The sequence below is a fragment of the Streptomyces sp. MBT53 genome, from assembly GCF_016654115.1.
Taxonomy (GTDB): domain Bacteria; phylum Actinomycetota; class Actinomycetes; order Streptomycetales; family Streptomycetaceae; genus Streptomyces.
Window position 1 is genome coordinate 1 of record NZ_JAEQAZ010000254.1, and the last position, 10,727, is coordinate 10,727.

Consider the following 10,727-nt stretch of genomic DNA (forward strand, 5'->3'; position numbering starts at 1 on the left):
GGTCGTCTACGGCACCCACCCACAGGTCCGCCCCGACCGGCCCGGCGATCTCCTCCGCGATCCAGGCGCCGATCGACCGCCCCGTCACCCGCCGCACCAGCTCACCGGTCAGCCAGCTGTACGTCTGCGCGTGATAGCCGTGGTCGGTGCCCGGCTCCCACACGGGCGCCTGCGCCGCCACCGCCGCGGCGCCCCGCACCGGGTCCGCGGCCTGCTCCGGGGTCAGCGGGTGGTCCAGCACCGGCACGCCCGCGCGGTGCGCGAGCAGGTGCCACACGAGGGTGCGTTCCTTGCCGGCCGTCTTGTACTCCGGCCAGTACTCGCCGACCGGAGCGTCCAGGTCCAGTTCCCCGCGCTGCGCGAGCAGCAGCAGAGCGGCGGCGGCCACGCCCTTCGTCGCGGAGCGGACGATCTGGGCCGTGTCGCGCTGCCAGGGCGCGGTGCCGTCGACGTCCTTCGTGCCGGCCCACAGGTCGACGACCCGGTGCCCGTCCCGGTACACGGCCGTCGCCGCCCATGGCCGGGGGCATCGCGACCTGGAGGGCGAGCTGGCCGTCCTGGCTGCTGACGTAGCCGTCCCGGCCGCCGTGGGCGGTGGCCTCGGCGACGTACATGATCTTCGTCGGGCGGGTGTCGACGGCGGTGGCAGCGGCGTCGTCGGTCATGGCGGGACCTCCCCCAGAACGGAAACACAGGGCGGAAATACAAGGCGGAAACACAAGACGGAATACAAGGGTGTGCAACTACATCGTGCACAAGATACTGACCGGTAGGTGACACGTGGCCAGCAGGGGGTGGCAACCGCCGGTAACCCGAGGTCAGCGGGCCCGTTCCGCCGCCGCCCCGGCGCGTTCCGCGAGCCGCCACAGCTCCGCGCGCAGCCGTACGACCTCCGGCATCTCCAGCTCCGTCGCCGCGAGCAGCGCGCCCGGCACCCGGGCCGCGCGCGACCGAAGGGCCGCCCCGCGCTCCGTGCACGCGACCAGCACCGAGCGCTCGTCGTGGGCCGCGCGCTCGCGGTGGACGAGCCCGGCCGCCTCCAGGCGCTTCAGGAGCGGCGACAGCGTGCCGTAGTCGAGGCGCAGGGCGTTCGAGAGGTCCTTGACCGTGCTCTCGCCGCGCTCCCACAGGACCAGGAGGACGAGGTACTGCGGGTAGGTCAGCTCCAGCTCCTCAAGGAGCGGGCGGTACGCGGCCGTCAGCGCGCGCTGGGCCGCGTACAGCGCGAAGCACAGCTGCTCGTCGAGGAGCAGCGACCCGGCAGCACCGGCACCAACCGTATGGTCCTCGTTCGTCACGCGCCCATTGTCACGGACCGCGGGTCGAACCCGAAGGGCAACTCCAGACGATGGGCCCGCATCAGCGCGTCGTCGGAGAGGAGTTCGCCGGTCGCGCCGTCCGCCGCGATCACGCCCTCGCTCAGGATCAGCGAGCGCGGGCACAGCTCCAGCGCGTACGGCAGATCGTGCGTGACCATGAGGACGGTCACTTCCAACGACCGCAGGATGTCGGCCAGTTCGCGCCGGGAGGCGGGGTCGAGGTTGGAGGACGGCTCGTCGAGGACGAGGATCTCCGGCTCCATCGCCAGCACGGTCGCAACCGCGACCCGGCGCCGCTGCCCGAACGACAGATGGTGCGGAGGCCGGTCGGCGAAGTCCGCCATCCCCACCGACTCCAGTGCCGTACAAACCCGTTGCTCCAGCTCGGCGCCCTTCGTCCCGGCCGCCGCCGGACCGAACGCCACGTCCTCCCGCACCGTCGGCATGAAGAGCTGGTCGTCGGGGTCCTGGAAGACGATCCCGACCCGGCGCCGGATCTCCGCCATGTGCCGCTTGCCGACCGGGAGTCCGGCCACCGTGACCGTGCCCGCGCCGCCGGTGAGGATGCCGTTGAGGTGCAGCACGAGGGTGGTTTTTCCGGCACCGTTCGGGCCGAGCAGGGCGACCCGTTCGCCGCGCGCGACGGTGAAGTCGACGCCGAACAGGGCCTGATGGCCGTCGGGGTAGGCGAAGGCCAGCCCGGAGACCTCCAACGACAGGGAATCAGTCACAGCGTCCATCCCAACAGGCATACGACAAGGGCGGCACAGGGGAGTGCGAGGGCATACGACCACTGCGCCCGGTCGGCGGTCACCTCGTCGATCACCGGCATGGAACCCGCGTAACCCCGGCTCACCATGGCCAGATGGACCCGCTCCCCGCGTTCGTAGGAGCGGATGAACAGCGCGCCCGCCGACTTCGCGAGCACACCCCAGTGGCGGATGCCCCGGGCCTCGAAACCCCGTGACTCGCGGGCGATCCGCATCCGGCGCATCTCGTCGGTGATGACATCGCCGTAGCGGATCATGAACGACGCGATCTGCACGAGGAGCGGAGGCAGCTTCAACCGCTGGAGGCCCAGGAGGAGTTCGCGGAGTTCGGTGGTGGCGGCGAGGAGGACGGAGGCGGCGACGCCCAACGTGCCCTTGGCGAGGACGTTCCAGGCGCCCCAGAGGCCGTTCACGCTCAACTCCAGGCCCAGGAAGGTGACTTGCTCGCCCTCCGCCACGAAGGGCATCAGCACCGCGAACGCGACGACGGGCACCTCGATCAGCAGTCGGCGGAGCAGGAAGCCGGCGGGCACACGGGCCGCGTACGCGACGCACGCGAGCAGCACGGCATACAGCCCGAACGCCCACATCGCCTCGCGCGGGGTCGACACCACGACCACCACGAACGCGAACACGGCCGCCAGCTTCGTGTGCGGGGGCAGCGCGTGGACCCGGGAGTGGCCGTGCCGGTAGAGCCGGTGGGCGTGGCCCGCGCCCATCTCAGGCCGCCTGGGAGGAAGCGGTACGGCGCTTGCGGACCGCCCAGAAGACGCCCGTGCCCGCCACGACCGTCACGCCGACGCCGATCACACCCGCCAGCCCGCCGGAGAGCCGGGCGTCCTCGACATCGCGCACGCCGTAGTCCGCGAGCGGGGAGTCGGCCGAGGCGTGCTCCTTCGCCGTCCGGTCGATGCCCTGGTCGGCGGCGACCTTCTCCAGGCCGTCGGGGTTCGAGGAGGCGTAGAAGCTGACGAAACCGGCGAGGAGGAGGGAGGCGGCGAGGCCGGTGAGCCACACCTTGCGGTGGGAGGTGCTGCGCACAGGGGCCAACTGGGGTGCCGCGTCGACGAGTTCGCCGTTCACGCGCAGCTTCAAGCGCTGCTCCAGGCCGCGCGCGCCGTAGACGAGATCCGGGCGTACGGCGATCACCGCGCCGACCGTGAGTGCGGTGATCGCGGCCTCGCCGATGCCGATGAGGACGTGGACGCCGATCATCGCGCCGGCGACCTTGCCGAGGGAGACGTCGGTGGTGCCGCCGAGGGAGTAGAGGAGGGTGAAGACGAGGGCGGCGGCGGGGACGGAGAGCAGGGCGGCGGTGAAGGACGCGGCGGTGATCGAGCGGCGGGTGCGCGGGAGGATCTTCACCAGGCCGCGGAAGACGGCGTACGCCACGACGGTCGTCGTGATCGCCATGTCCGTGATGTTCACGCCGAGCGCGGTCAGGCCGCCGTCCGCGAAGAGGATGCCCTGCATGAGCAGGACGACCGAGACGCAGAGGACGCCGGTGTAGGGGCCGACGAGGATCGCGGCCAGGGCGCCGCCCAGGAGGTGGCCGCTGGTGCCGGCCGCGACGGGGAAGTTGAGCATCTGGACGGCGAAGATGAAGGCGGCGACCAGGCCCGCGAGCGGTGCGGTGCGTTCGTCGAGTTCGCGGCGGGCGCCGCGCAGGCTCACGGCGATGGCTCCGGCGGCGACGACTCCGGTCGCGGCGGATATGGGGGCGTCGATGAATCCGTCAGGGACATGCACGAGATGATTTTAGATGGTTGTTGCGAGTCCTTTGCAAGAGCGAGAAGATCCCCATTCGTTATGTGAGATCTGTCGCCCCGAGGGGCGCGCCCGGGAAAATATGCGACATTGGGGTAGCGGAAGCGGATGCACAGCTTTCACACAGGTCACTCAGCGTAAGGGGCCGCCCGATGTCCGTAGTCGAACAGTACGCGCGAGCCCATATCGTCACCGACGAGGACGTGGACCGGCTGGACCCCGCCGCCGTGCCCGTCGTCCTGCGGTACGACCCCGAATCCGATCCGTTGGCCGTCCGTATCGATCTGCCCGGACCGCATGCGTGGACCTTCGACCGGGAGCTGCTGGAGCAGGGGCTGCGTGCCCCGGCGGGCAGCGGCGAGGTGCGGGTGTGGCCGTGCGGGCGGGTGCAGGCCGTGGTCGAGTTCCACTCCGAACAGGGCGTCTCCGTCGTCCAGTTCGAGACGAAGACGATCATGCGGTTCCTGCGGCGGACCTATACGGCCGCCGCACCCGTCGCCGGCTGAACTCCCCGTAGTCGCCCGGGAGTTCAGCCGCCGAGACTGGCGCCCAGCTTCAGCAGGGCGCCCACGATCGGACCCGCCGTGTCGCCGCCGTGGCCGCCCGCCTGGACCACGCCGGCGGCCACCAGGTCGCCCTTGTACGCGGTGAACCAGCCGTTGGGCTTCTTCTGGCCGTCGACCTCCGCCGAACCGGTCTTCGCGCCGTAGTCGGGACCGAGCCCGGCCATCGCCTTCGTGGCCGTGCCGTAGTCGGCGGTGTACTTCATGACTTCCTTCAGCTCGGCCTGAGTCGTCGACGACATCGTGCGCGAGGCCTTCGCGATCGTGCGGTTGTCGACCGTCGGGGAGACCAGGTACGGCTGGTGGAAGGTGCCCGTGTCGACCGTGGCCGAGACCGACGCCATGTTGAGCGGGTTCATGCGGACCCCGCCCTGGCCGATCAGCGAGGCGCCCATCTGCGCGCCGCTCTGCACCGGGACCGAGCCGTCGAAGGTGGGGACGCCGATGGCCCAGTTGTTGAGGCCGAGGCCGTAGACCTGCTGGGCCTCCGTCGTCAGGTCGCTGTTGGACAGCTTGGGCGCGAAGTTGATGAAGGCGTTGTTGCAGGACGCCCCGAAGGCCATCTTGAACGTGCCCTGCTTGATCTCGGAGTCGTCGTCGTTGTGGAAGGTCCAGCCCGCGAGCTTGTACGTCTTGGGGCAGGGGTGGGACGCGTCCGGGGTGATGAGGTTCTTCTCGAAGAGCATCGTCGACGTGACGATCTTCATCGTGGAACCGGGGGCCAGTGAGCCCTGGAAGGCCACGTTGAAGCCGTGCGAGGCGTTCGCGACGGCCAGGATCTCGCCGGTCGACGCGCGCATCATCACGACCGAGGAGTTCTTCTGCTTGCCGACCTGCGTCTCGGCCGCCGCCTGGAGGGTCGGGCTGATGGTCGTCTTCACCTTGCCGGGCGTGCCCTTGCTCAGCTCGACGAGCGTCTTGTCGGACTCCTTGGACTTCTTGCCGCGGACCACCCGCAGCTCGATGCCCGCCTTGCCGCCCGCCTTCTTGCCGAACTTCTCCCGCAGCCCGTCCAACACCGGCCCCAGGGAAGGGTACTTGGCGGTCGTCAGCTCGCCGCCGTCCCGGTCGTAGGCCTTGATCGGCGGGGTGCCGGACTCGCCCGTGACCAGGGTGTCGCCGTCCGCGAGATCCGGGTGGACGACGGAGGCGTGCCACTGGATGTACGGCTTGCCGTCCTTCGCGCTGCGCACGACCGTGAGTGAAGTGGCGTACGTCATGGGCTTGTTGATGCCCTTGTACGACACCGTGCACTTCACGGAGAAGGGGACCTTGGCGCCGGTGGGGGTGCCCTCGGTGACGGTGATGCCCTTCATGTGGGCGTTCTTGCTGTAGCCGGTGAGCAGCGCGGTGGCCGCCGTCGACTTGTCGGTGGTGGCGGCGGCCTGGGCGACCTTGCCCTGCTGCCAGTCGGCCAGGTACCGCTTCGCGGTCGTCTGGACCTCGGCCGCCGTCAACGGGCCCTTCTTGATGGCCTTGTGGTCCGCGGTGGTCGACGTGCGCGCCTCGGCCGACGCCCCGCCGTCGTACAGCGCGTAGGCGCCGACGCCCGCGCCGACGACGGCCACGGCGATGACCCCGCCGACCATGGCGGGTCTCGCCTTCCGTCGCTCGGCGGCGACCTTCTTCTTGCCCCTCGTGCCCACAGTTCCCGATCCTCCGCGAATCCCTTTGGGCCCCCGTCGCCCTCGGCTCTCTCACACCCCAACGACCACGCCCACCCTAGAGTCCCGTCCTGTGCGGGTGAGTTCACTTTCCACCAGGAGTGAGTTCAGCCACTCGCCGCCAGTACGGCCCGGACGATCGGTCCGGCGGCGTCGATGCCGTGGCCGCCGTCCTGCGTCATGGCCGCCGCGGCGACATCGCCCCGGTAGCCGGTGAACCAGCTGTTGGACTTCGACTGCCCGTCCACCTCGGCGGACCCCGTCTTCGCGCCGATGTTCGGACCGAGCCCGGCCATGATCCCGGCCGCGGTGCCGCTGGTCGCGGTGCGGTACATCATCGCCCGCAACTGTGCCGACGTATTCGCCGACAGGCCCCGCGCGGTGGCCAGTTGGCGGTCGTCGAGGCTCTGCGCGACGAGCACCGGCTGCCGGAACGTGCCCGTCTTCGCGGTCGCCGTCACCGACGCCATGTTCAGCGGGCTCATCTGCACCTGGCCCTGGCCGATCAGGTTCGCCGCGGTGTCCGGACCGCCGGACGCGGGCACCGAGCCGTCGAACGACGGGATGCCCGTCTTCCAGTTGTCCCGGCCGAGCCCGAAACGGTCCTGGGCCTCCCGGGTCAGCGAGTCCACCTTCACCGAGTCCGCGAACTTCACGAACGCCGTGTTGCAGGAGCGCGCGAAACTCTCGGCGAGCGTCGCGTTCTCGTCCGGCGCGAGGCCGGTCAGATTGTGGAAGGTCTGGCTCTCCGACACCGCGGAGGGCGGGCAGGGCGCAGGCCCGTTCATCGTGGTCAGCCCGTTGTCGATGAACGTGGCGGCACTGATGATCTTCATCGTCGAGCCGGGCGCCAACTGCCCCAGGAACGCGGCGTTGAACCCGTCGTCGCGGTGGTTGGCGATCGCCAGCACCTGCCCGGTGCTCGGCTGCAGCGCCACGACGGACGACTCCGAGTACTTCGTCACGGCCTTCTCGGCGGCGGCCTGCGCGCTCGCGCTGAGCGTCGTACGGACCTTGCCGGCCTTGCCCTTCTCCAGGGTCAGCACCGTGGTGTCGGCCGAGCCCTCGGCCTGGTGCTTGATCGCCAGCTCGATCCCGGGCGAACCGCCCGCCTTGTCACCGTACTTGGAGCGCAACTCGTCGAGGATCGGCCCGAGCGACGGGTACTTCTCCTTCGTCAGCACGGTCCCGTTCCGGTCCACGGCCTCGATCGCCGGGCTCGCGGACTCGCCGGTGACGAACGTGTCGCCGGTCTTCAACTCCGGGTGAATCACGGCCGGTTGCCAGTCGACGAGCGCCCGTCCGGTGGTCTTGCCGCGGACGACGGTCAGTTGGCTGCGGTAGCTGAGTGGCTTCGACTTTCCGTCGTACGACACCGTTGCCTTGACCGTGAACGGCACGGTGGCCCCGGTCGTCGTACCGGGGGTGATCTTCACCCCGGTGATGTGCCCGGCCCCGCTGTAGGACTCCAGTACGGGGTCGGCGGCGGCGTCGTTGTTCGTGTACGACGCGGCGGTCACCGCCTGCCCCTTTTCCCAGGCCGCGAAGAACTTGGCGGTCGTCGCCCTGACCTCCGACGCGCTCGGCGGCCCGCTCTTCACGGACGCGGGCCCGCCGGAACCGCCGACACTTGAACTGTCGTTCAGTGCGGACATGACGTTGTACGCCCCGTACCCCGCCCCTCCCACCATCACGGCGAACACACTGCCGATGACGGTGGCCTTTACCCCCTTGCGCATGGGTCGTTCCCCTCCCCGTTATCAGTCCCTCGACTGTATGGGGCGTGGGGGAAAACTGTGAGGGGTGTTGCCTTTTGTTGTCCTAACGGAGACTGGAGATAAAGGGGGACCAGGCGGACGCGGGGAGCAGCAGTACGGGGCCGTTCGGGACCTTGGAGTCCCGGACGGGGACAACTCCGGTGACTCCGTCGGCGACCTCGATGCATTCGCCGCCACTGCCGTTGCTGTAGCTGCTCTTGCGCCAGCGGGCGGTACTCAAGTCACGTTCGGTGCTTGCCATTTCGATGGTCCTTCGCCGCTTGATCGATCATGGCCAGAGACGCCTCCGGAGACAACGCCGTGGCCCTGAGCAGATCGTACGACCTGCGGTAGTCCTTCACGAGGGCTGGATAGTCGATCAGTTGGCCACTGTGGAGGCCCTCCGTGTAGATCACGGGTGGCGCGTCCGGAAACGTCATGACGCGGATCATGCCCATCATCATCGGGTGGGCCGCCGTCGTTTCCGGAAGGATCTGCAGAACACTCTGCGTCGACCGGATCACGTGCGCCATGTGGTGCAGCTGCTCGGTCATCTCTTCCGGCGGCAGCAGCGGCTTGCGGATCAGCTGCTCGTGCAGGATCACCCAGAACGACGGAGGTTCCTCGCGCTTCCAGAGCTTGGCTCGATCCAGGCGGGCGTCGACCTGCTTCTTGACGGTCTCAGGGCGCAGCCATGGGAGCGAGGTGCGCACGACGGCGTTCGCGTAAGCCGATGTCTGGAGCAGCCCTGGCACCAGCATCGGAGCCCAGTCCTCAATGCTGTCCGCGTGCTGCTCCATTTCCGCCACATCGGCGAAGTACTCCGCGTGCCCTGACTGCTTCGCTTTCCGCGCGTCTTCACAACGGCGCTCGAAAAACCCGTCCGTCCTGAGGACCTTGTCCACGTGTCGGGCCAGATCCAGCGGCATCCGCCGCTCCCCGTGCTCGATCTGGCTCAGGAACGGCACTCCCCGATAGCTCCCTTCCGCCAACTGCTCCAGCGTCAGGCCCGCGAGTTCCCTCTTGAAGCGCAACTCCGCGCCGTAGAAGGAGGGGACGTTCGCCGACGCGTCGGTGTCCTTGCGAGGGGGCACAACTCACCACCGCCATTTGCTCGTTGACAGGCGTAACTCGAACTCCTTTCACGGTAGGGCCTGTCACGTCACTGTGTGAGTGATTCGTCACAGAACGCACAGGAGGCCCCGGCCCATGTCCACTCCCTACGACACGACTCTCTGCGTGGAGGAACTCCGCGACGCCCTCGCGGACCACGGCATCACGCTCCCGTCACTCCGCGCGGACCTGCCGGGCTCCGCGGGGCTGGTCGCGTTGGGCAACTGCAACCTCGACACGGCCCGCCGCCTTGCCGTCGTACTCCGTGAGGCGGCGGAACGGTGAACGCGACCCACTTCGAGGCTGCCCTGCTCGCCGTACCGAAGGCGGTTCCCGAACTGCGGCACGCGGTGTGCGCATACCTGGGTGGCGGCCCGTACCCCGAAGTGGAGCTGTGCGTCAGCGAGTTGGTGAGCAACGTCATCCGGCACGTGGGCGAGGGCACGCCGGTACGGGTACGGGTCGCCCGGGTCGGTCGGGGCGGCCTGGACGACGACCGGATCCGGGTCGAGGTGACCGACCCCGACCCGCGCGCCCTGCCCGTCCTCCTGGACGCCACCACGGACACCGGCCTCGGCGCGGAGTCGGGGCGCGGGCTGATGCTGCTGGACGCGGTGACCGTGCGGTGGGGGGTGGAGCAGGGGGTGTCCGGGAAGGTGGTGTGGTGCGAGGTGCGCGACTGAGACTCCCCGGGTTTCGCTACACGCGGGTGGCTTTGCCGTCAACGCTCAGCAGTGCACGTCCACTTCGGTGACCCTGTTGTTGGCGTCCAGGAACCGCTGACCGCCTGCCGGGACGAAGTCGTACTTGTTGTTCGCGTACCACACCGTGAAGCTGTTGCCGTGGGCCTTGGCGAAGTTGAAAACGCCGTAGATGTAGTTGGGTCCACAGCCGTCCATGTTCCAGATTCCGCCGTTCGTGTCGTACACGCAGGCCCGCCCGGGATCGCACTTGTAGGTCACGTACTGGGGATGGACGTCGACAGCCGAAGCGGCGCCGGAGCCGCCGACGAGCGCGCCGGCTCCAAGCGCGAGAGCCACAGCCGTACGGATCACGTGCTTCTTGAGCAACTGCATACGGAACTCCCCGGTCTGGGGCCGCACTGTGACGGTCACTGCGACGGTCACTGTGATGGCCGGCCTCTTGGCGTCAGACCGTAGGGGCCGCCCTCGGACACCGGCCAACCTTTCGAGCACCGTCGAAACGCTGGGATTGGTTGAAAGCCTGTGTGCGGTGGTCTGGGTGGGTTCTACTCTCGGTGACGGCAGGGTGCGGGGCCGGTACGGGGGTTCGGGTGGCTGGTGGAGCGCGGTTGTTCGTCTCGCACGCGGGGGCGGACCAGGCCTGGGCGGAGTGGGTGGCCTGGCAGTTGCAGGACGCCGGGTACGAGGTCGAGTTGGCCGTCTGGCACTGGGGGGCCGGCGAGAACGTCATCCAGAACATGGACCGGGCTTTGGCGGCCGGGCCGATGGTGGCGTTGTTCTCGTCCGCGTACTTCGAGTCGGAGCGGTGGACCAATGAGGAGTGGACGGCGAAACTGGCCGGCCGGGAAAAGCTGATCCCGGTCCGGATCGAGGACTGCGCGGTGCGGCCGATGGTCCAGGCGTTGCGCGCGCCGGCGCTGTTCGGCCTGGCGGAGGAGAAGGCGCGGGAGGTACTGCTGGGGGCGGTGGCGGGGCCGGCGGGGGTTCCGTTGGTGGCTCCGAGGTTTCCGCCGGGCAGGGGTGGGGTGAGCGGGCCACGGTTGCCGGGGACGTTGCCGGGGGTGTGGAAC

At 69.2% G+C, this 10,727-nt stretch carries 13 protein-coding genes and 2 pseudogenes; 4 read left to right on the plus strand and 11 right to left on the minus strand.

Features of this window, described 5'->3' with window-relative positions; genetic code table 11:
- The 6 genes and pseudogenes from JHN45_RS46400 to JHN45_RS46420 form a co-directional block, all read right to left on the minus strand.
- Window positions 1-514 (minus strand): annotated as a pseudogene (locus tag JHN45_RS46400) (serine hydrolase domain-containing protein); the annotation flags it as partial.
- Window positions 504-665, minus strand: a pseudogene (locus JHN45_RS53700) (organic hydroperoxide resistance protein); the annotation flags it as partial. The pseudogenes JHN45_RS53700 and JHN45_RS46400, both read right to left, overlap by 11 nt.
- Before the next feature lie 153 nt (window positions 666-818).
- The gene (locus tag JHN45_RS46405; protein WP_201055420.1) at window positions 819-1,298 is read right to left on the minus strand and encodes a MarR family transcriptional regulator; all 480 of its coding nucleotides are present in this window, start codon (window positions 1,296-1,298) and stop codon (window positions 819-821) included.
- Window positions 1,295-2,059 carry an energy-coupling factor ABC transporter ATP-binding protein gene (locus tag JHN45_RS46410; protein ID WP_236584840.1) on the minus strand — a complete coding sequence of 255 codons (765 nt, stop codon included), beginning with the start codon at window positions 2,057-2,059 and terminating at the stop codon, window positions 1,295-1,297. The genes JHN45_RS46405 and JHN45_RS46410 overlap by 4 nt, the downstream gene beginning before the upstream one ends.
- Entirely contained in the window at window positions 2,047-2,808 is a 762-nt protein-coding gene (gene cbiQ / locus JHN45_RS46415; protein WP_201055422.1) for a cobalt ECF transporter T component CbiQ, read from the minus strand. Before cbiQ ends, JHN45_RS46410 begins: the two co-directional genes overlap by 13 nt.
- A 1-nt stretch (window position 2,809) precedes the next feature.
- Window positions 2,810-3,838 carry an energy-coupling factor ABC transporter permease gene (locus JHN45_RS46420; RefSeq protein ID WP_201055423.1) on the minus strand — a complete coding sequence of 343 codons (1,029 nt, stop codon included), beginning with the start codon at window positions 3,836-3,838 and terminating at the stop codon, window positions 2,810-2,812.
- 170 nt (window positions 3,839-4,008) lie between these two features.
- Between JHN45_RS46420 and JHN45_RS46425 the strand changes: the two genes are divergently transcribed.
- On the plus strand, window positions 4,009-4,362 hold the full coding sequence (locus JHN45_RS46425) for an SsgA family sporulation/cell division regulator (protein WP_200714245.1): 354 nt from the start codon (window positions 4,009-4,011) through the stop codon (window positions 4,360-4,362).
- A gap of 23 nt (window positions 4,363-4,385) precedes the next feature.
- On the opposite strand, the gene JHN45_RS46430 is transcribed toward JHN45_RS46425, so the two are convergent.
- From JHN45_RS46430 to JHN45_RS46445, 4 genes are all read right to left on the minus strand, one after another.
- Window positions 4,386-6,008 (minus strand): penicillin-binding transpeptidase domain-containing protein, encoded by a 1,623-nt coding sequence (locus JHN45_RS46430; RefSeq protein WP_201055428.1) that lies wholly within the window; start codon window positions 6,006-6,008, stop codon window positions 4,386-4,388.
- A gap of 182 nt (window positions 6,009-6,190) precedes the next feature.
- Window positions 6,191-7,822, minus strand: coding sequence for a penicillin-binding transpeptidase domain-containing protein (locus JHN45_RS46435; RefSeq protein WP_201055424.1), 1,632 nt, complete (start codon window positions 7,820-7,822; stop codon window positions 6,191-6,193).
- Window positions 7,823-7,904: 82 nt separating this feature from the next.
- On the minus strand, window positions 7,905-8,102 hold the full coding sequence (locus JHN45_RS46440) for a DUF397 domain-containing protein (RefSeq protein WP_200714247.1): 198 nt from the start codon (window positions 8,100-8,102) through the stop codon (window positions 7,905-7,907).
- Window positions 8,083-8,934 carry a helix-turn-helix transcriptional regulator gene (locus JHN45_RS46445; protein WP_200714248.1) on the minus strand — a complete coding sequence of 284 codons (852 nt, stop codon included), beginning with the start codon at window positions 8,932-8,934 and terminating at the stop codon, window positions 8,083-8,085. Before JHN45_RS46445 ends, JHN45_RS46440 begins: the two co-directional genes overlap by 20 nt.
- A gap of 115 nt (window positions 8,935-9,049) precedes the next feature.
- Here JHN45_RS46445 and JHN45_RS53705 point away from each other — a divergent pair, with 115 nt between their 5' ends.
- Both JHN45_RS53705 and JHN45_RS53710 read left to right on the plus strand, forming a co-directional pair.
- Window positions 9,050-9,238 carry a hypothetical protein gene (locus tag JHN45_RS53705; protein ID WP_234468966.1) on the plus strand — a complete coding sequence of 63 codons (189 nt, stop codon included), beginning with the start codon at window positions 9,050-9,052 and terminating at the stop codon, window positions 9,236-9,238.
- Window positions 9,235-9,636, plus strand: coding sequence for an ATP-binding protein (locus JHN45_RS53710; protein WP_307783389.1), 402 nt, complete (start codon window positions 9,235-9,237; stop codon window positions 9,634-9,636). Before JHN45_RS53705 ends, JHN45_RS53710 begins: the two co-directional genes overlap by 4 nt.
- A gap of 45 nt (window positions 9,637-9,681) precedes the next feature.
- On the opposite strand, the gene JHN45_RS46455 is transcribed toward JHN45_RS53710, so the two are convergent.
- The gene (locus JHN45_RS46455; RefSeq protein WP_201055426.1) at window positions 9,682-10,068 is read right to left on the minus strand and encodes a hypothetical protein; all 387 of its coding nucleotides are present in this window, start codon (window positions 10,066-10,068) and stop codon (window positions 9,682-9,684) included.
- Window positions 10,069-10,247: 179 nt separating this feature from the next.
- On the opposite strand from JHN45_RS46455, the gene JHN45_RS46460 reads away from it, so the two are divergent.
- Window positions 10,248-10,727: toll/interleukin-1 receptor domain-containing protein (locus JHN45_RS46460; RefSeq protein ID WP_201055427.1), on the plus strand; the 480-nt coding region annotated here is incomplete at its 3' end.